We start from the raw sequence: 21,436 nt of genomic DNA on the forward strand, positions 1-21,436 counted from the left end.
AAAGGAATGATGTATTTGAAAGAGAAACCCATCAAAAGAGTTGCGGCAATTCACGATCTTTCAGGTTTTGGAAAAGCTTCTTTAACCGTTGTAATTCCTATATTATCTTCTATGGAGATTCAAGTCTGCCCACTTCCCACTGCCATACTATCAACCCATACAGGGGGGTTTGAGGATTACTCTTTTTTGGATCTAACAGACAATATGAAAGATATAATATCGCATTGGAAAAAATTAGACCTGAGTTTTGATGCCATTTATAGTGGTTTTTTAGGTTCAGAAAAACAGATCGATATTGTAATGGAATTTATACAATATTTTTCACAGAAAAATGAAACTCTAGTAGTCGTTGATCCAGTAATGGGGGATGACGGGAGACTTTACGCTACCATTACTGAAGGCATGGTCAAAGATATGAAAAAACTAGTTTCCAAGTCTCATGTAATAACACCAAATTTAACGGAAGCTTGTTTTCTTTTGGATGAAAAGTACGACCAAGATATTAGTGAAGAGATGTTGAAAAGCTGGTTAAAACGTTTGTCAGACATGGGCCCAGAAATCGTTATTATAACAAGTGTTCCTGATGAATCTAAATCAAAAATAGGGGTATTAGCTTATGAAAGGACAAATAATAGGTTTTGGAAAATCACCAATAACTATATAAAAGCCTTATACCCTGGTACAGGGGACTCCTTTGCAAGCGTTATCGTTGGTAGTCTTTTAAACGGAGACAGTGTACCAATGGCAATAGACAGGGCTACTCAATTCGTTTCTACGTGTTTAAAAGCTAGTTATGGTTATAAATATCCCCAAAGGGAAGGCATACTTTTAGAAAAAGTGCTTGATACTTTGAACGCCCCAACACTTTTACAAAGCTATGAGATTTTTTAGAAGAGTTTTTGTTGTATAATATTAGAAAGGAAAAGGTTGGTGCTTAAAAGTCATGAATTTATCTGTGTATTCAGAAATCGGAAAATTAGAAAAAATCCTTCTACATAGACCGGGAAAAGAGTTAGAAAATTTATCTCCTCATTATCTTTCTGATCTGTTATTTGACGATATTCCTTTTTTGTATAAAGCGCAAGAAGAACATGATTACTTTGCAAATGTTTTAAGAGAGAATGGTGTAGAAGTTTTGTATCTTACTGAATTGTTGACGGAAACGCTTAATGATTTGGATTTAAAAGAAAAATTTGTCAAAGAGTTTTTACAATTCTCAGAAATATACAATAGCTTCATTTATGCTCTTTTAAAAGATTATTTGTTTTCCCTAGATACCAAAGAAATGGTGGATACTATAATATCGGGTATACGTTCTGATGAACTAGAAATTAACAGAAACATCTTCTCCTTGAGGGTTAGAAGAGCGGATATAGAGTTACCTTTTTTCCTTCCACCTATGCCGAATCTATATTTTCAAAGGGATCCTGTGGCGATTTTGGGAAAAGGTGCCTGCGTGAACAGAATGAAAACCTCAGCAAGAAGAAGAGAAGTTATGCTTATGGAATATGTCATAAAATACAACACAAAATTTGAAGGCACCCCATTGTATTACGAGAAAGATTACCCTTATCCAATAGAGGGTGGGGATATCTTAGTGTTAAGCGAAAAAGTTTTAGCGGTAGGGATTTCTCAAAGAACTTCACCAGAAGCTGTTGAAATCCTAGCTAAGAAGTTTCTAAAAGAAAATAAAGATACCTTTGAGAAGATAATTGCTTTTATAATACCTGATAATAGGGCTTATATGCATTTAGACACCATATTCACAATGGTTGATTACGATAAATTTCTAGTACATGCAAATTTAAAAGAAGATATAGATACTTTCATTATTACTAAGTCTAAAGAGGGATTTGATTTTTATGAGGAAGAAGAAAGTTTGGAAAACATATTAAAAAAACATCTTAATTTAGATCATGTCGAAATTATTAAATGTGGAAACGCTGATATAATAGCATCACACAGGGAGCAGTGGAATGACGGCTCCAACAGTTTGGCAATAGAACCTGGAAAGGTTATTACCTACGACCGAAATTACATCACCAACAGAGAATTAGAAAAATCGGGGATAGAAGTTTTAACCATACCGTCCAGTGAATTATCTAGAGGAAGGGGAGGCCCTAGGTGCGCTAGTATGCCACTTATAAGGAGGAGATACTCTTGAGAAAAAAAGTTTTGATAATGGGAGCTGCAGGTAGAGATTTTCATAATTTCAACGTTTATTATCGAGATAATCCTGACTACGAAGTTGTTTGCTTCACAGCCACACAGATTCCTGACATCGAAGGAAGGCTTTACCCCAAAGAACTCGCTGGAGAGTTGTATCCCAATGGGATACCCATAGAATCAGAAGCAAATCTAGCCAATCTTATCAAAGAAAACAACATCGACGAAGTTGTGTTATCCTACAGCGATTTGCCCTTTTCGTATGTAATGGAAAAAGCTTCTTTGGTGCTTGCTAGTGGAGCAGATTTTAAACTTCTGGGCCCGAACAATTCTATGGTGAAATCCAAAAAACCTATTATCTCTATTTGTGCTGTTAGAACCGGATCAGGGAAAAGTCAGACAACGAGGAGAGTTTTGGATATTCTAAAAAATAAAGGTTTGAAAGTAGTTTCAATCAGACATCCAATGCCATATGGGAACCTAGTAAAGCAAAAGGTACAAAGGTTTGCCACTTACGAAGATCTAGATAGACACGAATGTACAATTGAAGAAAGAGAGGAGTATGAACCTCATATAGATAGGAACTCTGTCATCTATGCAGGTGTTGATTACGAAGAGATATTGAGACAGGCAGAAGAAGAAAATCCCGATGTTATATTATGGGATGGGGGAAACAACGATTTTTCGTTCTATAAACCTGATTTATCTATTGTTGTAGTCGATCCACACAGAGCTGGTCACGAAGTATCCTACTTCCCTGGGATGACCAATCTAATTATGGCAGATGTTCTTGTTATCAATAAAGAAGAAACAGCAACATTGGAAGGTATTGAAAAAGTAAGAGCAAATATAGAAAAATGGAATCCAAACGCAACAGTGATCGATGCTGCATCTCCTTTATTCGTTAAAAATCCTTCTATTATAAGAGGGAAGAGATGCCTTGTTATTGAAGATGGTCCAACCTTAACTCACGGCGAAATGACTTATGGAGCCGGTTTTATAGCTGCCAGAAAATTTGGAGCTTCTGAAATAATCGATCCAAGGCCTTATGCAGTTGGTTCAATAGTAAATACTTATAAGAAATACACTCATCTTGATAAAATACTTCCCGCAATGGGTTATGGAAAAAAACAGATAAAAGAACTGGAAGAAAGCATCAATAAATCCGATGCTGAAGTTGTGGTTATAGGTACACCAATTGATCTAACAAGGATTATGGACATAAAAAAACCTACAGTTAGGGTAACTTACGAGTTGCAAGAAATAGGTAAACCAGATTTGGAAGAAGTTTTAAGTAATTTTTTACAAAACAAATAAAATGTTTGAGAGATGCTCATTGAGAGCATCTCTCGTTGCTGTTTTTTAATTTCTAAATTATTTAAGGAATCCGCTGGTTGGAGGTGTGTTTTGTGGCAAATGTGTATGTTGGAGGAAAAAGAAAAAGAGGCAGAAGAATATGGCTTATTTTGATAATAATTATCGCTATATTAGCGGCTTTTTTAGGCTTCATGTTATATAGATACAACCAATTCATCAACAATCCTGTAGCAGCTTCGAGCAGTGTAACTTATACAGCATCTTATGACAATGGGCTATATTTTATAAGGGTTCTGAACGATAACAGAAAGATAATGATAGTCAAAGTAGAAGATGGAACTACATTTCCAGAGTCTTACATTACTCTATCTTCTGAAAATTTAGATAAAGTGACAAACGATTTTTTGGAGTTGTTTGATCTTAACTCAAATTTTAATTACTATTTCTACCTAAATGATGAAGTTGCCAACGAGTTTATAAGTAAATTAGGAGGCAGCAACTTAAAAGGTATCGATGGATTTTTTGACGTTTTGAAGAATAGTGAGATAAGATTTTGGCAAGTTTTCAGTTTGGGAGGATACGTAGATATAGTCAAAAATTACGATAGGTCGACCAATTTAGACGAAGAAGGTATTTATGCCCTCATTGATGGCTTTTCAAAGTACTCTATTACCAATTACGATAAATTAACCGTTCCACTCCTTTTAAATGAACCTATTCAAATCAATATAGCAAATCAAACAATCGAAAGAAAATACGCGGATGTAGAGGCTTTTGAAAGGGTCAAAGAGATCGTGGAGTGATTATTATTTGAAAATACATATCTTAAGAATATTATCTTTCATTTTTCTGATTTTTTTGACACTCAGTTTTATAATACCTTTACGTAAGAATATTCAATTAGATTTATCCCCCATAGAATTTCCTTACTATTTCTTAGTCCTGGGAATGGACGAGAACATCGAAAGTTCAACAAGAACTGATGTCATAATCTTAGGGGGAATCGATAAAGGAAAAATCGTTTTTCTACCCATACCAAGGGATCTTTTGATCAGTATCGATCAAAGTGAAAGAAGAATTAACTCTGTTTATGAAATTTACGGCATAGACAGGCTAAAAGAAGAGGTCGAAAAATTAAGCGGTGTTCAGATTTCAGATTACATAATTTTTGATTATTCTATATTTAAAAGTATTGGTGATTTATTTGCTCCAATAGATATATACATAGAATCAGATATGAGTTACTCAGATTACCATCAAAATTTACACATAGATTTTAAAAAAGGGTATAATAAGTTAAACGGTGAAGAATTGTTATATTATGTAAGGTATAGAGATACATCGGGAGATTTAGGAAGGATGGAACGTCAAAAAAATGCTGTATTGGCTTTATTGGATGAAGTTCAATCTGCTGGAATAAATAAACTCCTTGAAGCTATTAATATAGGTTTATCTGACACGATTAATTCTTTTGAAATCCAAGATCTACTTTTTTTGTATAACCAAGCGAAGGATGCCCAGATGGAATTTATCTCATTCCCCTATCTAATCAAAGATAGCTATGTAGTTGCTGATGAAAGTAAAATACCCCAAATTCAATACAAGTTGAAAACCTTTGAAACATATTCTGACCAAAGCAATGATAAACCAAAAATTCTCATAACCAAAAATTTTTCTAGTAAATTATATAATTTTTATACATATGTTTTTGACGTATGGAAAAAACCGGGGTATCAGATTAAGGTTTTGGATGAAACTTTTGATGGTTTAAGTGACCAATATTCATATGTTTTTTTTAGGAACGTCGAAGAAGAAACTAAGGAAAAGATAAAGGCAGATTTGAAAGAGACGTTCGGAACAAATTTCATCGAAATAGAAGATAAGTACAAATATTTCCAGTTGATAGATTTTATTTCAGAAAATTTGAACGATCCAACGGATTACGATGCTCTGGTGGTTCTCAATGAAAGGTGGTAAAAGAAATAATCCGGTTTTACTTTTGGCTATTTCTTTTTTCACAAGGTCGAAAAAAAACTTTAAATTCTCACTCATCGCTATGATAATAGGGGTATGGGGTATTATAGTAGTTACTTCAATAATAAATGGTTTCGATAGCTTGTTAATAGATTCAATAACTAATTTTTATCCTCATCTAGTTGTTAGAGGAAATTACACTCAAACCTCATCAGAAATAGACGAAATTGTAAATTTCAACATCTCCTCTGTAGCAGTTATAAACCAATCTAAAATTGCCTTCTCTCAACTTATGGAATTGGATGATCTATCAATCTATGAAGGATTTATAAATGAGGAAAAGGGTACCGAAGGCCTTATATTAGGAAATAAATTAGCGAATAATCTCAATGTTGAAATTGGTGATACCATAATAACTGTTAAAACAAGCGGTCTATTGCCGATTTTCCAAGAAAGTACCGTTACAGGAATATTCGATTCTGGGGTATATTCGTATGATTCAACCTTCATATTGTCTCAAAATTCGAATTCAAAAGAGTATACTGGTATTTTTTTAAAAAATCCAAACAAGGCTCAACAATTTAAAGAAAAATATCTTTCTAGTTACTCCGCCCTCACTTGGGAAGAGTCCAACGAAACTTTGGCTAAGGCAGTCCAATTTGATAGCTTGATAGCTTTTATGATAACTTTTTTCATTCTTTTGATTTCTGGATTCAGTATATCAAACTCTGTTTCTTTCTCTATCTTTACCAGAAAAAAAGAGATAGCTATTTTAAGGGCTCTTGGTTTTCAAAGAAGACAAGTAACTACTATTTTTATCTTAGAAACTTTTTTAATATCTCTAGTAGGATTTGTACTTGGAGTTATTGCCGGTGTTTTAACCTGCTGGTTTCTAATTATTTTAAAGATCCCATTACCCGAAGGCCTCTTTTATGTGGAATATTTACCCATTAAGATAACAGCCAGCTCTTTTTTGATAGCCTTTTTAATAAACAGTTTTGTATCCATTTTTTTTAGTTATGTCGCATCAAGGCGAGCAGCGAGCTTCAATATTGTAGAATCTTTAAAAGATGAATAGAAGGGGGAGCTTAATTTGGTGGAAAAAGCATTTGTGATGATAAAACCTAACGCTGTTAAAAGAGGACTAATTGGTGAAATAATCAAAAGATATGAACAAAAAGGCCTAAAAGTAGTTGCTATGAAGATGATAAAGATGAAAAAAGCACAAGCTGAAGAGCTCTACAAAGTACACCAAGGTAAGGATTTTTATCAACCATTGATAGAATTCATACTATCTGGACCTGTGGTTGTTATGATTATAGAAGGCCCAAGGGTTATTGAAGCTGTTAGAAGTATAAACGGTGAAACGGATCCCCTAAAAGCTCAGGCAGGAAGCATTCGTGGAGAATTTGGGATAAGTGTCAGAAAGAACATTGTACATGCCTCAGATTCGATTCAAAGTGCTGAACAAGAGTGGAAAATTTTCTTTGAAGAAAATGAGATTTTTGAATATCTATGCGGGTTTGAAAACGAGTTGTAAACATCAAAGAGGTGAGGTTTATGAGGGTTGTAGGTCTTATTCTTTCTGGATCCACCAAAGATAATTTAGATAAATTAACTTTAAAAAGAACTAGCGCAGCCGTTCCTGTTTTTGGTAAGTACAGAGCAATAGATTTTACGTTAAGCAATATGGTAAATTCTGGCATCACAAACGTAGGAGTATTTACTCAATACAATCCTAGGTCTCTCATGGATCATTTGGGAAGCGGTAAAGAATGGAACTTGGATAGAAAAAGAGGGGGATTATTCATACTTCAGCCATTTATAAGCCCTCAAAGTCATAAAATGTACTATGAAGGAACAGCGGATGCAATATTTCAAAATTTGACCTTTTTGAGAAGATCATACGAAGATTTTGTTTTAATTGGTTCTGGAGATCATATATATAATATTGATTTTAGACCGCTTTTCAAATACCATGTAAAAAACGGCGCAGATATTACGTTGCTAACAAAAACTGTAGAAGAGGGAGTAAATTTTAGCCAATATGGACAAGTCATTACAGACGAAAATAACAGAATCACACAAATCTATGAAAAGGACTCCCAATATCGCTCTGATAAGATTTTTTTGGGTGTTTATTTTATAAACAAAGCGTTTTTGATGGAAATTCTATATGCCAACGTATCAAACGGTAAATTCGATCTATTAAAAGATATAATCATTCCCAATTTATCCAGGATGAGAGTTTTTTCTTACGATTTTGATGGTTATTGGAAAAATATAAAAAAATCTGTGGAAGATTATTATAATATTAATATGGATATTCTAAAAGAAGAGGTCAGAAATGAATTGTTCTATTCACCAGAAAGAAAAATATATACTAAGCTCAAAGATTCGGCCCCACCGAAGATTAACGTTAACGCCGAAGTCTCCAATTCATTTATATCTGATGGTTGTATAATAAATGGAGTTGTTAGAAATTCTGTCCTTTCTAGGGATGTGTACGTTGGAGCGGGTTCAGTAATAGAAAATTGTATAGTACTTCAAGGAAGTTATTTAGAGGAAGGAAGTGTAATTAGAAAGACAATAATTGATAAAAACGTAAGGATAAGATCAGGGAGAAAGTTAGAAGGCATAGGTAACGAGATCAACGTTATAGAAAAAGGGGCTGTTCTATAAAGGAGGCATTGAAATGCGTGTTTTAGCTATCATTTTAGCTGGAGGTCAAGGAACAAGACTTGGGGTAATTACAAACAATTTAGCAAAGCCCGCCGTACCCTTCGGTGGAAAATATCGTATGATCGATTTCACTTTAAGTAATTGCGTTAATTCAAATATAAATACAGTAGGTGTTGTCACTCAATATATGCCACATAGGTTGGTAGAACATTTGGGGATAGGAAAACCCTGGGACTTGGACATAAAAGGCGGAGGTTTACATATTTTGCCCCCTTATCTAAGCAGATCAGGAACTTCTTGGTACCAAGGAACAGCCGATGCGGTTTATCAAAACATAGAATTCATAGAAAGGTATAAACCTGATTTTGTGTTACTGTTGTCAGGGGATCATGTATATAAAATGGATTACAACGATATAATAGATTATCATATAGAAAAAGATGCCGATGGTACTATAGCCTGTATGGAAGTACCAGTGAGCGAAGCACATAGATTTGGTATAATGGTCACTGACCCTTTCGATAGAATAATCGAATTTCAAGAAAAGCCCAAAGAACCAAGAGGAACCTTGGCTTCTTTGGGTATATATGTATTCAAATGGAATTTTCTAAAAGATGCTCTAATAAGAGATGCCAAAGATAATACTTCTGAACATGATTTTGGAAAAAATATTATTCCCAAATCGCTAGTAGAAAATTCTCAACTGTATGCTTTCAACTTTGAAGGGTATTGGAGAGACGTTGGAACTTTAGAATCTTATCTTGACTGTAATCTTGAGATAATTTCTCCCTTGCCTCCGTTAGACCTTCATGATGAAAATTGGAAAATATACACTCAATCGGAAGAGTTACCACCTGCTTTCATTGCAAAGGGATCTAGTGTAATAAAAAGCTTTGTTAGTGAAGGATCAGAAATATATGGTACAGTTGAAAATTCAGTAATTTTCCAGGGGGTAACCGTTTCAGAGGGAACTTATGTAAAAGATTCCATAATAATGAATAACGTATTTATCGGCAAAAATTCGTATATAGAAAAAACAATTGTTGCTGAGAACACTATTATCGGTGATTCGGTTGAGATAGGAAAAGGCAAATTCTCAGAATCAAAAGTCGATAAAAAGATCTATAATTCAGATATAACTGTAATAGGCTTCAACTCGAAGATAAAAGACAAAATGATAATAGGGAAAAATTGTGTAATAGACAACGAGATGGATTTAAATGATTATGATGTGGAAGAAATAAAAAGTGGGGAAGGAATATTAAAGTGAACAAAAAATTTTTAGAAAGAACGTATATTCAAGAAAAGGGGAAAAAAATATGGACTTTTATGCATTAAAATTTTTAGCAACTTCAAATTTAACTGGTGAAACGTATGTGGGATATATGTTTGGTAAAAAGGCTCAAACCCCCTATTTTAATGTTCTTTTGTTGAGTAGGACTCAAATTAGAGAAATAGATCTTCCTGATATTACAAAAGACTACCTTGATTTTAAATCAGACATTGATATGCTGTATTATCAATTGTCTAAGGAAAAAAATAATAACCTGTTAACCCAGTTCAAAGCCTACTTCTACAGCACGCTAAAAAAAATGAAATTCGAGGTCACAGGGACAAAAATCTTTATGGCTATAGAAGATGAAGATGTTTATGTTTTAAAATCAATTTTGAGCGATATTTTAAGTGAATGGTCTGGAGATACAAAGATCAGATTGGTAGCCCAGAAATTTGATTATAAGGATCTAACCTGGATAACAGCCGTTAAAGAAAAAGGTGAAGAAGGTTTAAAAGAATACTTAACTAGAGAGGACGTTAAAAGTGCAACCGAAATCTATCCAATAATAGACCCCATAGAAGGTTATTCCGTTTCTAAATTGGATATAGGTGAACCTATAATAGTTTTACCAATTGAAAATAAAAATGAAGGCGAAAAAAAAATGGGAGAAGTAGTAGAGGGAAAAATTATATCTAAAGAGTTGATTCCTTCAAGCGACTATATATTTTTAAAAGTAGATCTAGGGAATGGGGTTTTGGGTAAAGCGGTAGTTCATAGAGAGTTAAAGGTTTCAGTAGACCAAAATCGACTTCAAATTTTAAGAAAGTCTCAAGAAAAAACTGAACACGAAAACGAAACAAAAACTATCGGAGATTTATACGTCCAAATGAAAAATGATAAAAGTATACCTATTGATAAAAAAATAGGTTCATTAGATGTACTGATAATAGCTGGTTTCTCAATAATAGGTATACTTTTGATAATCTTAATTATTATACTACTGGGGTCGTTCTAATTTGAAAGTAGTGTTGACTTTTGTTATTATGATCCCAACGTTGATCTTTTCTGTGCTTTCATATGAATATACCTATCGGATCCTTGAATACAGAAATTTGAAAGAAAAGGAAATCACAGAAGCCTTTGAATTAATAAATGAAGTGGAAGAAATCTTTGCGTTAACGCCTCAAGAGTTTTTGAATAGTTATGAAATTAAACAAACAATATCGACAACAACGAAAGAAGCGACTATTCATGTTTTTGAATATAAGGGATATGACTTCGTATACATCGAAAATACACGCTAAGTAACAAATATATCGAAACAATAGGTGAATGGAGGAATATTTAAATTGCGTTTATCCTATGCTACAGCTGTAGAACTCGGTTTAAAAAAAGGAAAAATTGACTTCCCAAACTACACAGCTTATCTCATGATCGGGGAAAAGTGCCTTTTCAACTGTGCTTATTGTGCACAAGCTAGGAAGGCTGAAAGTAACGCAGATCTATTATCAAGAATCAAATGGCCTGAAATATCTCTAGAAACTTTTAAAAGTATCTTCATCCCAACAAAATTCAAACGTATTTGTGTACAAGTTGTTTCTTCTTTAGATTACTGGAACGAATTAAACGAATTATTATCTTTATTGAAAGAAACAGAAATACCTATCTCTGTTTCTATAAGGCCAAGAAATATTGAAGAAGTTAGAACCTTGTTTAAAAAGTACAACGTTGATAGGGTTGGAATGGCTATAGATGTAGCAAACAAAGAACTTTTCTCAAAAATCAGGGGCGGTAGATACGAAGTCTATGAAAATATGCTCATAAACGCTTCAAATGATTTCCCCAACAGAATTACAACACATATAATCGTTGGATTGGGAGAAACAGACGAAAATATTATAGAGTTTTTATTAAAAATGAAAAAGTTTAAGATATTGGTAAGTTTATTTTCTTTTACCCCCATAAAGGGGACAAGGTTTGAAAACCTTTTACCACCTTCTTTATCTAGGTACAGAAAAATCCAGATCGCTAGAGAAATCATCTTACAACACGATGTAGAAAAAACCGATTTTCTCTTTGATTCAAATGGTAACCTTGAAAAATTGCCAGAAGCGGAGATAGATATGGAAGAAGCTAAAAAAACCTCGGGATGTCCATGGTGCACCCGTCCTTTTTACAATGAAAAACCAACAAAAGAACCATATAACATCCCCATACCTCGACACATCAATCTCTAAAGTTTCTCTTTTGCGATTTGTCTCCTTACTTCTACTATTTTTTCAACCTCATCGGTAATTATACCGTCGTACAAACCCTTGAATGTGTGCAAATATTTAGGATCGTTGACCGTCCATAAAAATATCTTCAAACCCTTTTCTTTCCATTTATGCAAGAGTTCTTTAGAAAGTTCTATATCATCTTTTAAAGCGTCTATCCAAAGATTCAAAGAATAAAAATCGATCTCCTTATTCAATTCCTCTACGTATTTTAAAGTATCATATTCAATCAGTAATCCAACTTTTGCACTTTTATCTAAACTTCTGACCTTTCTTAAAGCGTCAATTTTGAAAGAAGAAAATAGGGTTCTATCAACTGCATTCATTCTTTTAGTTATTTCGTAGGAAGGAACAGCCGCCTCAACTTCTTTGATTTCTAAATTAAGAATAGCTCGCTCATCTAAATTAAAGATAACTTCTTCGACTGTTGGAACGGTCTCTCCATTTTTAAAATGTATTTGTTTTAACTCATCGTAAGTCAATTCCTTCAACTTTCTGTTTTCAATACTATCGTCGTGAAGAACAACTAACGTCCCATCTTTAGTTAATCTCGAGTCATACTCAATACCATCGGCACCATATTCTCTGGCTTTTTTAAAGGCTTCGATCGTATTTTCGACAAATTTTGCCCTGTAACCCCTATGCCCTAAAATTACAAATTCATTCATAATTTTTTAATCATCCTCCTAACCGACAGATGTGATAAAATAATTATATCATTAGAGCTCCTCTTGTTTCAAGAAAGGAGAAAAATTATGAAGGCATGGGAAAACGAATTTAATAGAAGAAGAAACGCCAAACCAAAAAAAGATCACATCGAAAAATGGGAAGATGTAGAAAAAATGAATGTTTTCCCAAAAGAGATATTGGTAACCCTTTGGGATAGTAAAGTTCCAGGTTCTAACGCCCCGGAATCTCTCATCGTTGGTGCAGTCCAATCTGTAGAAAATATGGGTAAAAACGTAAACCAAGCGGAGTTACTGCTGGATAAAGGATTCGAAGCATTAAAAAATAAAGATTACTCTAAATTAAAGGCTATAACTTCAGAAATTTTCTTTTCTCTTTCTAAAGCCGATTCATTGGACAATAACGCATACGAAAAGTATGATAGACCTTTGGACTGGGAAGATATCTCTAACTCTTTTCCTAAGCAAAAATTTAACAATATTGATAATCTAAAAGACAAGATTCATGGTGGTTGGTTAGGCCAACTTGCAGGTGGATCTATGGGAACCAAACTTGAAGGGTATACCCACGATGCGTTGGAAGAAACATATTCTGACCAATTGGGTACTTACATAGGTGAGGTTTCAACGATCAACGACGATGTGACCTATGAATTAATTTTTCTCAAAACTTACGAAGAGAAGTGGGGAAGGATCACTTCAAAGGATTTAGCAAAAAATTGGATATCGTACATACCATTTGGATGGAGTGCTGAGTTGATAGCCCTTGAAAATATTAAAAGAGGAATATTCCCACCCGAATCAGGATTTTTTAATAACCCATTTCAAGAATGGATAGGAGCACAGATGAGATGCATGGTTCATGGTTTATTGCAACCTGGCGATCCATATAATGCCGCAAAGTTATCGTTTATAGATTCACAAGTATCCCATAGTGGTAACGGTATATACGGTGGCATACATAGTGCGGTTATGACATCTTTGGCTTTTTCTGAAAAAGATCCAAGAAAAATAATAGAAAAGTCATTGGATTATATCCCCAAAAATACCGAATTTAAAAAAGTCGTAGATAATGTAGTAAAATATTGTCAAGCAAATAATGATTGGATCAACGTCCTCAGAAAAACAGAGGACAATTTCCAAAGGTATAATTGGGTACATCTGTATCCCAATACCGCCTCTGTTTTGACTTCTCTGTGGTTTGGAGAAGGGGATTTTGATAAAACAATGAAGATCGTATCTTCTTTCGGTTACGACGTTGATTGTAATGCTGGTGAGGTAGGTACGATATTGGGGATCATGTATGGTGCAAACGATTTCCCTTCTTATTGGTCAGACCCTTTGAAAGACACGTTGGAAACCTATTTACCAGATTTTTCAAAGATAAAAATCTCTACATTAGCACAATGGACATTTAAATTAAGTACCCAAAAGGGAATTAATAGATCGTAAAGATTATGGGTGGACAGCGGGGCGAAGGGGGCGCTAAAGCAGATAGCAAAGTTCATAAAAATAGTATAATAAATCGTATGGGGAGGTGTAAAATATGAAAAGATTCACATTTTTTGTGTTCATTGTTATTCTCTTTTCTTTCACAGCTTTTGCCGTACCACAAAGGGTAGCATACGTAATAAACGGTTCCCTTGGGGACCAATCCTTTTATGACTCTGGTTACGCTGGCATAAAACAACTTGAAACTGATTATGGGGTTCAAACAAGGGTAATTGAATGCAACTTTGATCCTTCGCTCTATTATCAAAGTTTACTCACAGCCGCAAATTGGGCAGATGTTATATTCGTAATCTCTTATGGTTTTGAAGAAGAATTAAAAACCATAGCAGCACAATTTCCCAATAAGATATTCGTTAATATTGACACCGTAGTTGAAGATAAACAGGGTATAATATCAAACGTTGATTACGTTGAAGAAGAAGGGGCTTTCATGGCTGGAGTTGTAGCAGGTATCGTTACAACAATGACTGAATTGGAAGGGATAAATCCCCAAAAACTAATAGGGGCTGTAGGCGGAGATGACGATATAGTCATCAGATCCTTTGTATATGGTTATGAACAAGGGGCACATTACATAGATCCGGAAATTGAAGTAAGAACGATATACGTGGGAAGTTGGGATGACCCTGCCAAAGGAAAACAAGCCGCTTTACAACTTTATTCTCAGGGTGTGGATATAATATTTCAAATCGCAAGTTTAACCGGTACTGGTGTATTACAAGCCGCCCAGGAAGAAGGGAAATATGCTATTGGCGTAGATTCAAATCAAAATGGCCTTGCCCCAGGCCACGTGATCACCAGCGATCTTAAAGAAGTTGGAAAATCCATTGAACTAGTATTTAAAGACATAGTAGAGGGGAGATATGAACCCGGTACGTTGTACAAGCTCGGATTAAAAGCCGGAGCGGTAGGATTGGCTATCGATGAATATACATATCAGATTCTTCCTCAAGAAACTGTAGAAAAAATATTACAGATCCAGCAAGATGTAGCGGATGGAAAGATTGTGGTCAAAGAGTATAGATAATAATAATCCATAGGTGGTTCTAAATGTCATATATACAAATAAAAGATATTTATAAAGTATACCCACCTGATGTTTTAGCCTTGGAAGGAGTGAATTTCTCCTTAGAAAAAGGAGAAATTCACTCTATTATTGGCGAAAACGGAGCCGGAAAAAGCACGTTGATGAAGATCTTATACGGTATGGTACCTCCATCCAGTGGGGAGATCTTTATCAATAGTCAAGAACAAAAAATAACTAACCCAAACGTAGCTATTAAACTTGGGATAGGTATGGTTCACCAAGAATTTATGCTCGTTCCTTCTTTTAAGGTATACGAGAACGTTGTTCTGGGTATGGAAAAGACAAAAAATTTCGGCTTCTTAGATAAAGAAAAAATATTAAATGAGTTAGAAGAGATTACCAAAAAGTTTAGTTTGGCTGTTGATTTACAAGCAACTACTTCTAACCTCTCTGTCGCAGCCCAACAAAAAGTGGAGATTCTAAAATTGTTGTACAGAAAGGTTGACACATTGATTTTTGATGAACCAACAGCGGTATTAACACCTCAAGAAACTCAGCAACTATTCAAAGAGATAAGAAATATTAGAGATACCGGTAAAACCATTGTTTTTATCAGTCATAAATTGGAAGAAGTATTGGAAATCTCAGACATCATAACAGTTATGAGAAGAGGAAAAATTATCTCAACTTTAAAGAACGATAACCTTTCAAAAGGTGAATTGGCAAAAATGATGGTGGGTAAAGAGGTCATGCTAACAGTGAAGAAGGTCCCAAAAGAACCAGGTAAAGAGGTTTTTAAATGTGAAAATTTGACCGTTGCTTCGAATAAAACAAAGATAAACCTATTGTCAAACATCAATATTGTTATTAGATCAGGTGAGATAGTTGGTTTAGCAGGTGTCGAAGGCAACGGTCAATACGAGATTGTACAAACAATAATCGGTGAAATTTATCCGGATCACGGAAAAATTTTTATAGAAGATCAAAATATCACAGAGTTCCCTATTAGAAAAAGAAGAAGACTAATAAGTTATATTCCTGCCGATAGAAAAAGATTTGGATTAGCTTTGAACGCTGTTTTAGTAGAAAATCTTTCAATGACTCACCACTTAGGTGAAAGATTATCAAAATTCAAATACATCATGGATTGGAAAAAGGCTAAAAAATTTGCGAAAGATTTGATCAATCAATACAACATCCTTTCAAGAAGTATAAACGATGTTCCTAAAAGTCTTTCCGGAGGAAATCAGCAGAAATTAATAGTTGCACGTGAATTCAGCCTCGATGCGCCTTTTTTGCTTTTGGACCAACCAACCAGAGGATTAGATGTTGGTTCAATCGAATATGTTCATAACGTTATCCTTGAAATGAGAGAAAAAGGGAAAGGGATTCTGATGATCTCTGCAGATCTGGATGAACTTTTATCTATGTGCGATAGGTTGTACGTGGTACGAAAAGGAGAAATAGTGGCTGAATTAGACCCCAAAATTCACTCAAAAGAAGAAGTGGGCGAATACATGTTGGGGGCTAAACTATGAAAAGTTTAAATAAAATATTAACAGGAATCATTGGTATAGCCTTGTCTTTTCTTGCAGCTGCGGTTTTGATAAAACTCCAGGGAAATTCCCCTATCGAAGCTTATCGAGCATTATTTAATTACGGATTAGCTTCATGGTTTTCTCTTTCTTCAACTTTAAACAACGCTACCCCATTGATATTAACGGGTATGGCTGCAGCAATAGCATTCAGTTCAAACGTGGTGAACCTTGGAGAACCAGGACAACTAATTGTTGGAGCTTTGACCGCTGCGCTTTTAGGATACTATCTACCCATACCAGGAATCTTGGGGATATTTGTTATTTTGGTAATTTCTGGTATCGTTGGGGGCTTATATGGCGGCTTGGCTGGTGTACTAAAAAAGTATTATAAAATGGATGAATTTATAACCACTTTGATGTTGAATTTCATAGCAGATTACTTGACTTTGTACTTGGCGACCTACCCATTTTTGGATGAAAACTCGTATGTTCCCGCCACTCATATGATAAAAAGAGAATTTTTTCTTCCCACTATAAACGGAATAAATATCAGTTTCTTCATAGCGATTTTTATGGTCTTTGTTTCATTTTTTGTTGTGACTTATCTAAAAAAAGGTTACGAATGGCGTATGATGGGACATAATTATGATTTTTCAAAGATAGGTGGCTGTAAAAATGAAGAAAATTTAATCTGGGTTATGTTTTACACAGGGTTCCTTTCCGGCTTAGCAGGTGCTTTGTTGATATTGGGTGGAACTCAACATAGGTTTATTAAAGGGATAGGAGCAAACTATGGCTGGGATGGAGTAATGCTTGCCATAGTGGGAGGTAACGGAGTAGTTGAAACATCAGTTTTTGCCATATTCTTCGGGTTTCTTAAAGCAGGTGGAATAGGTATGGAATTCGAGGTATCAATACCTTCTGAATTCACAATGGTTCTTCAAGCTATAATCGTTTTATTGGTTGTTGCAACAAGGAGTACGATATCTTACTACAGTGATAAAATCAAAGCTTCTCTGAAAGCAAAAAGAGTGGTGAAATCCTCTGACTGATATAATTTCTTTATTAATTAGAGACAGTTTTAGTAGCGCAACTCCTATACTCCTTGCAGCGTTGGGGGGGACTTTTACCTATTACGCTAACGTATTCAACATTGCTATGGAAGGTATGATGCTCATCGGGGCTTTTTTCGGAGTTTTGGGAAGCTATCTTTTTCAAAGTTGGGCAATGGGTATGTTGTTTGCAGTGATTTCCGGAGCTGTTGTTGCTCTGATTTTTTCAGCATTTGCGTTGTCTCTTAAAACAGACGAATTCTTAACTGGTATTGGTATAAATATGCTCGCTTTGGGCGGAACTACGTATCTTTTAAGGAACATCTTCGATGTAAAAGGTGCTTTCATATCTCCAAGGATAGAATCTCTTCCAACATGGGATATACCTATTTTAAATCAAATTCCTATACTCTCACAAATATTGAACAATCATCCCTTTATTGTTTACGTATCAATACTTTTAGCCTTGTTGTTAGAAGTTATAATATTTCACACGAAATTCGGTCTCAGACTTAGAGCAACAGGGGAAGATCCAGAAACCACAAGATCTTTAGGCATTAACCCTAATAAAATGAAATTTACCTCTATACTACTTTCAGGTATACTTTCTTCCATGGGTGGAACATACTTATCCTTAGGCTATGTTACCCTTTTCAGTGAAAATATGTCAAACGGTAGAGGATGGATCTCTTTGGCTATAATAATCTTGGTAAAAGGTCGTCCTTTAGGAATACTTTTAATGTCTTTACTGTTCGGATTTTTTGAGAGTGTAACTTTCACCCTTCAAAACTTCAATATTCCACCACAAATCACTTCCATGTTACCTTATGTAATTACTCTGGTGGTCTTATTCTTATACAGTTCCAACAAAAGTAAAGAAGAAAAATGAATAAAATTAAGAAAACAAAAGAAAAATCAAGTTAATCGACTATAATTCCGTCTAATTTCTTCTAATCCCCCATAATCAAGTTTGCAATTTAAATTATTTAGAGATATACTATAACTAAGCAGTTTCGAAAACGTTTGCATAATAATTGTAACAAGGTGGTTTTTATGAATAAACAAATAACTATAAAAGATATAGCAAAAGAAGCGGGGGTTTCCATATCAACTGTTTCAAGGGTGGTAAACAGTTCCTTACCGGTAAAAAAAGAAACGAAAGAAAAAGTTTTAAAGGCAATTGAAAAGTTTAATTATTATCCTGATTCTCTTGCCAGGAGTTTAAGAGTTGGATACACAAAGACAATAGGTATAATCATCCCAAATATTGCCAACCCCTTTTTTGCAACTATAGTAAGAGGAGCAGAAGATTTTCTAAGATCAAAAGGCTTTTCTTTGATGATATGCAATTCGGATAACAACATTGTTGAAGAAAAAAAATTATTTAAAACATTAATCGAAAAGAAAGTCGATGGGATTTTGTACTCAGGCATAGGTGACCATGTTGAAAATCTCATAAATAGGAATGTTAAAACCGTTTTCATAGACAGGGTCATTAAAAACAATAAATTCTCTTACGTTTGTTCAAACAACTACAACGCAATGTATAAATTACTGGAATACCTATACAATTCAAATCACAGAAAATTCATATTTATAAGCGGCCAAAAAGAAATATTCAGCGCAGCTGAAAGATTAAGAGCCTTCCAAGATTTTGCAAATGAATATAAGATAGATTACAAAATATACGAGGGAGAGTACACCCATGAATCGGGGCTTTCGGTGGCTAAAAAGATTAAAAATCTTCCCGACGTTGTAGTATGTGCAAATGATTTGTTGGCTTATGGAGTTATAGAACATTTTAAATCAAAGGGCTTGAAAGTGCCAAATGATGTAAGCGTTACTGGATACGATGACATTGCTTTTAGTAAAATGTTCTCTCCACCCTTAACTACTGTGAAACAACCTATTTATGAAATGGGAAAAACGGCCGGAGAAATGATCTTTACAATACTTTCAAGGAAATCAGATCACACTCCTGTAAAACAGTTTGAGAACGAAATAATAATTCGAGAAAGTACGAGGAGGAGAAATTAAGTTGAAAAAGCAAGGCATATTCAATTCTCAGATATCATACTTTGTTGCTTCAATGGGACATAAAGATATGTTAAGTATAGTTGATATGGGTTATCCAATACCTAAAGATGCCACATTTGTTGACTTAGTTTTTGATAAAGGTATACCAAATTTTACTGATACTATCAAAATGGTTTTATGCGAATTAGAAGTTGAGAAAGTAATTATTGCTGATGAGATGGAAGCAAATAATCTTAAAAATTATCAAAAAGTGATCGATATATTTTCAAATATTGAGATAGAGAAAAAATCACATGAAGAATTTAAAGATATGGCAAAAAATTCCAAATTTTTTATAAGGACTGGAGAATGTACCCCCTTTTCAAACATTATATTGATTTCAGGTGTGATTTTTTAATGTTATTAGAGATGGTAGATATTACTAAAACCTTCCCAGGGGTTGTGGCACTTGACAAAGTCAGTTTCAACTTAAAAGAAAAAGAGATACATGCCCTGCTTGGAGAAAACGGGGCTGGCAAAAGTACGTTAATCAAAATACTTGGTGGAATTTATCAGCCAGATAGCGGCGAGATAATTTTAAATGGGGAAAAAGTAATCTTTCGATCACCGATAGAAGCAAAAAAAAGAGGCATAGCCATAATACATCAAGAATTAATGCTTGCTGAAAATTTATCGATTGCTGAAAATATATTTTTAGGAAAAGAGAAAGGTAATTTCTTGAATATCGATTTTAAATCTATGGCTATCGAAGCAAAAAAATATCTGAATATGCTTGATTTTGATATCGACCCGAAAACAAAGGTTTCTAATCTAAACGTATCAGAAAAACAGTTGGTGGAAATTGCGAAGGCTATAGCATCACAAGCCGAAATTATCGTTATGGACGAGCCTACCGCTACAATTACCGAACACGAAACAAGTACTTTATTTAAGGTTATGAGGGATCTTAGAGAAAAGGGTATTTCTATTATTTTTATAACCCACAAACTTGAAGAAGTATATCAAATAGCTGATAGAGTAACCGTCCTTAGAGATGGTAAATTGGTAGGTTTTGGAAATTTAGAAGAACTAAACCAAGATGACCTGATAAAGATGATGGTAGGAAGGGAAATAAAAGATATGTTCCCTAAATTTAATAAGGTAAGAGATAAAATTGCCCTAAAAGTTGAGGAATTTGAAATTCCTGGTAAGGTTTACCCACTTTCTTTTGAAGTTAGAGAAGGGGAAATATTTGGAATAACAGGATTGGTTGGTTGTGGAAAATCAGAACTAGCATTAGGACTTTTCGGAGCATACAAATCAACTTTCAAAAACTTTATTGTTGGTGAACAAAAGATAGAAGAGCTTAAGACTCCCTCTCAAGCTTTAAAAAAAGGTATAGTTTTGGTTCCTGAGGACAGAAAATCTCAAGGGCTTGTCCAGCTACTGACTGTTGTTGATAACATAACTATTCCAAATGCTGAAGAATTCGCTCCTATTTTCAATATTGATTGGAAAAAAGCTATAGAAGAAACTAAAAATCAGATCAAAAAATATAACATAAAAGTATCGTCTGACAAACAGAAGGTGAAAAATTTATCTGGCGGAAACCAACAGAAGGTTGTATTAGCAAAATTTTTGTTGAAACAACCAAAAATTGCGATCCTTGTAGAACCTACTCGAGGAATAGACGTTGGAGCTAAAATAGAAGTTTATAAGCTTATAAACGATTTAGCTAATAGAGGAATAGGAGTGATTTTAGTGACTTCAGAGATTCCGGAAATTTTGGGATTATGTGACAGAGTTCTGATAATGCACAGAGGAAGAAAAACAGCTTTATTGGAAAAGGAAGAAATGACACCAGAAAATATACTAAAAGCTGGAATGGGGTTGGTTGAAATTGTTTAAAACTCT

The 21,436-nt window shown here is 34.4% G+C and carries 21 protein-coding genes; 20 read left to right on the plus strand and 1 reads right to left on the minus strand.

The genetic code is table 11. The annotated features are described in order from the left end of the window. Positions 1–9: 9 nt before the first annotated feature. The 12 genes from BZ25_RS04585 (at position 10) to BZ25_RS04640 (ending at position 11,652) form a co-directional block, all read left to right on the plus strand. Positions 10–891 carry a pyridoxamine kinase gene (locus BZ25_RS04585; RefSeq protein WP_103898552.1) on the plus strand — a complete coding sequence of 294 codons (882 nt, stop codon included), beginning with the start codon at positions 10–12 and terminating at the stop codon, positions 889–891. Positions 892–943: 52 nt separating this feature from the next. Beyond that, a complete protein-coding gene (locus BZ25_RS04590) occupies positions 944–2,164 on the plus strand; it encodes an arginine deiminase (RefSeq protein WP_012208728.1) in 1,221 nt (406 codons plus the stop codon). 17 nt (positions 2,165–2,181) lie between these two features. Beyond that, entirely contained in the window at positions 2,182–3,483 is a 1,302-nt protein-coding gene (locus BZ25_RS04595) for a cyclic 2,3-diphosphoglycerate synthase (RefSeq protein WP_121515011.1), read from the plus strand. Between the two features lie 92 nt (positions 3,484–3,575). After that, positions 3,576–4,286 (plus strand): hypothetical protein, encoded by a 711-nt coding sequence (locus tag BZ25_RS04600; RefSeq protein WP_121514950.1) that lies wholly within the window; start codon positions 3,576–3,578, stop codon positions 4,284–4,286. 7 nt (positions 4,287–4,293) lie between these two features. Beyond that, on the plus strand, positions 4,294–5,460 hold the full coding sequence (locus BZ25_RS04605) for an LCP family protein (RefSeq protein WP_121514951.1): 1,167 nt from the start codon (positions 4,294–4,296) through the stop codon (positions 5,458–5,460). Further along, a complete protein-coding gene (locus BZ25_RS04610; RefSeq protein WP_158245431.1) occupies positions 5,447–6,535 on the plus strand; it encodes an ABC transporter permease in 1,089 nt (362 codons plus the stop codon). Before BZ25_RS04605 ends, BZ25_RS04610 begins: the two co-directional genes overlap by 14 nt. Positions 6,536–6,553: 18 nt before the next feature. Beyond that, positions 6,554–6,997, plus strand: a complete 444-nt coding sequence (gene ndk, locus BZ25_RS04615) for a nucleoside-diphosphate kinase (protein WP_121515012.1) — start codon at positions 6,554–6,556, stop codon at positions 6,995–6,997. Positions 6,998–7,017: 20 nt separating this feature from the next. Next, the gene (gene glgD / locus BZ25_RS04620; protein ID WP_103064918.1) at positions 7,018–8,139 is read left to right on the plus strand and encodes a glucose-1-phosphate adenylyltransferase subunit GlgD; all 1,122 of its coding nucleotides are present in this window, start codon (positions 7,018–7,020) and stop codon (positions 8,137–8,139) included. A gap of 13 nt (positions 8,140–8,152) precedes the next feature. Beyond that, positions 8,153–9,409 (plus strand): glucose-1-phosphate adenylyltransferase, encoded by a 1,257-nt coding sequence (locus BZ25_RS04625; protein WP_121514953.1) that lies wholly within the window; start codon positions 8,153–8,155, stop codon positions 9,407–9,409. A gap of 49 nt (positions 9,410–9,458) precedes the next feature. Beyond that, positions 9,459–10,430 carry a DUF4899 domain-containing protein gene (locus BZ25_RS04630; RefSeq protein WP_121514954.1) on the plus strand — a complete coding sequence of 324 codons (972 nt, stop codon included), beginning with the start codon at positions 9,459–9,461 and terminating at the stop codon, positions 10,428–10,430. A gap of 1 nt (position 10,431) precedes the next feature. Beyond that, a complete protein-coding gene (locus tag BZ25_RS04635; protein ID WP_103064921.1) occupies positions 10,432–10,719 on the plus strand; it encodes a hypothetical protein in 288 nt (95 codons plus the stop codon). A gap of 45 nt (positions 10,720–10,764) precedes the next feature. Further along, positions 10,765–11,652, plus strand: a complete 888-nt coding sequence (locus BZ25_RS04640; RefSeq protein WP_121514955.1) for a radical SAM protein — start codon at positions 10,765–10,767, stop codon at positions 11,650–11,652. On the opposite strand, the gene BZ25_RS04645 is transcribed toward BZ25_RS04640, so the two are convergent. Continuing rightward, positions 11,649–12,359, minus strand: a complete 711-nt coding sequence (locus BZ25_RS04645) for a glycerophosphodiester phosphodiesterase family protein (protein ID WP_121514956.1) — start codon at positions 12,357–12,359, stop codon at positions 11,649–11,651. The two genes, BZ25_RS04640 and BZ25_RS04645, sit on opposite strands and share 4 nt — an antisense overlap. 87 nt (positions 12,360–12,446) lie before the next feature. Here BZ25_RS04645 and BZ25_RS04650 point away from each other — a divergent pair, with 87 nt between their 5' ends. The 8 genes from BZ25_RS04650 to BZ25_RS04685 all read left to right on the plus strand — a co-directional run bounded on the left by BZ25_RS04650 (position 12,447) and on the right by BZ25_RS04685 (position 21,430). Further along, positions 12,447–13,829 carry an ADP-ribosylglycohydrolase family protein gene (locus tag BZ25_RS04650; protein ID WP_121514957.1) on the plus strand — a complete coding sequence of 461 codons (1,383 nt, stop codon included), beginning with the start codon at positions 12,447–12,449 and terminating at the stop codon, positions 13,827–13,829. A 94-nt stretch (positions 13,830–13,923) separates the two neighbouring features. Continuing rightward, complete coding sequence (locus tag BZ25_RS04655) at positions 13,924–14,916, plus strand: BMP family ABC transporter substrate-binding protein (protein WP_121514958.1); 993 nt, start codon at positions 13,924–13,926, stop codon at positions 14,914–14,916. Between the two features lie 23 nt (positions 14,917–14,939). Next, a complete protein-coding gene (locus BZ25_RS04660; RefSeq protein WP_121514959.1) occupies positions 14,940–16,454 on the plus strand; it encodes an ABC transporter ATP-binding protein in 1,515 nt (504 codons plus the stop codon). After that, positions 16,451–17,506 (plus strand): ABC transporter permease, encoded by a 1,056-nt coding sequence (locus tag BZ25_RS04665; protein WP_103064926.1) that lies wholly within the window; start codon positions 16,451–16,453, stop codon positions 17,504–17,506. Before BZ25_RS04660 ends, BZ25_RS04665 begins: the two co-directional genes overlap by 4 nt. 16 nt (positions 17,507–17,522) lie before the next feature. After that, positions 17,523–18,395, plus strand: a complete 873-nt coding sequence (locus BZ25_RS04670) for an ABC transporter permease (RefSeq protein ID WP_121514960.1) — start codon at positions 17,523–17,525, stop codon at positions 18,393–18,395. A 164-nt stretch (positions 18,396–18,559) separates the two neighbouring features. Continuing rightward, positions 18,560–19,543 (plus strand): LacI family DNA-binding transcriptional regulator, encoded by a 984-nt coding sequence (locus BZ25_RS04675; RefSeq protein WP_103078002.1) that lies wholly within the window; start codon positions 18,560–18,562, stop codon positions 19,541–19,543. 1 nt (position 19,544) lies between these two features. After that, entirely contained in the window at positions 19,545–19,940 is a 396-nt protein-coding gene (gene rbsD / locus BZ25_RS04680) for a D-ribose pyranase (protein WP_121514961.1), read from the plus strand. Then, entirely contained in the window at positions 19,940–21,430 is a 1,491-nt protein-coding gene (locus BZ25_RS04685) for a sugar ABC transporter ATP-binding protein (protein ID WP_121514962.1), read from the plus strand. Before rbsD ends, BZ25_RS04685 begins: the two co-directional genes overlap by 1 nt. Positions 21,431–21,436: the final 6 nt, after the last annotated feature.

Source organism: Petrotoga sp. Shatin.DS.tank11.9.2.9.3 (assembly GCF_003665005.1).
Lineage (GTDB): Bacteria > Thermotogota > Thermotogae > Petrotogales > Petrotogaceae > Petrotoga > Petrotoga mobilis.

What these genes read in the sequence shown, in the direction of transcription:
- BZ25_RS04610 (WP_158245431.1), top strand. Translation starts at nt 5,447, where the DNA reads ATGAAAGGTGGTAAAAGAAATAATCCGGTTTTACTTTTGGCTATTTCT.
- BZ25_RS04685 (WP_121514962.1), top strand. Translation starts at nt 19,940, where the DNA reads ATGTTATTAGAGATGGTAGATATTACTAAAACCTTCCCAGGGGTTGTG.
- BZ25_RS04675 (WP_103078002.1), top strand. Translation starts at nt 18,560, where the DNA reads ATGAATAAACAAATAACTATAAAAGATATAGCAAAAGAAGCGGGGGTT.
- BZ25_RS04630 (WP_121514954.1), top strand. Translation starts at nt 9,459, where the DNA reads ATGGACTTTTATGCATTAAAATTTTTAGCAACTTCAAATTTAACTGGT.
- BZ25_RS04650 (WP_121514957.1), top strand. Translation starts at nt 12,447, where the DNA reads ATGAAGGCATGGGAAAACGAATTTAATAGAAGAAGAAACGCCAAACCA.
- BZ25_RS04660 (WP_121514959.1), top strand. Translation starts at nt 14,940, where the DNA reads ATGTCATATATACAAATAAAAGATATTTATAAAGTATACCCACCTGAT.
- BZ25_RS04590 (WP_012208728.1), top strand. Translation starts at nt 944, where the DNA reads ATGAATTTATCTGTGTATTCAGAAATCGGAAAATTAGAAAAAATCCTT.
- BZ25_RS04595 (WP_121515011.1), top strand. Translation starts at nt 2,182, where the DNA reads ATGGGAGCTGCAGGTAGAGATTTTCATAATTTCAACGTTTATTATCGA.
- BZ25_RS04655 (WP_121514958.1), top strand. Translation starts at nt 13,924, where the DNA reads ATGAAAAGATTCACATTTTTTGTGTTCATTGTTATTCTCTTTTCTTTC.
- glgD (WP_103064918.1), top strand. Translation starts at nt 7,018, where the DNA reads ATGAGGGTTGTAGGTCTTATTCTTTCTGGATCCACCAAAGATAATTTA.
- BZ25_RS04665 (WP_103064926.1), top strand. Translation starts at nt 16,451, where the DNA reads ATGAAAAGTTTAAATAAAATATTAACAGGAATCATTGGTATAGCCTTG.
- BZ25_RS04625 (WP_121514953.1), top strand. Translation starts at nt 8,153, where the DNA reads ATGCGTGTTTTAGCTATCATTTTAGCTGGAGGTCAAGGAACAAGACTT.
- BZ25_RS04585 (WP_103898552.1), top strand. Translation starts at nt 10, where the DNA reads ATGTATTTGAAAGAGAAACCCATCAAAAGAGTTGCGGCAATTCACGAT.
- BZ25_RS04645 (WP_121514956.1), bottom strand. Translation starts at nt 12,359, where the DNA reads ATGAATGAATTTGTAATTTTAGGGCATAGGGGTTACAGGGCAAAATTT.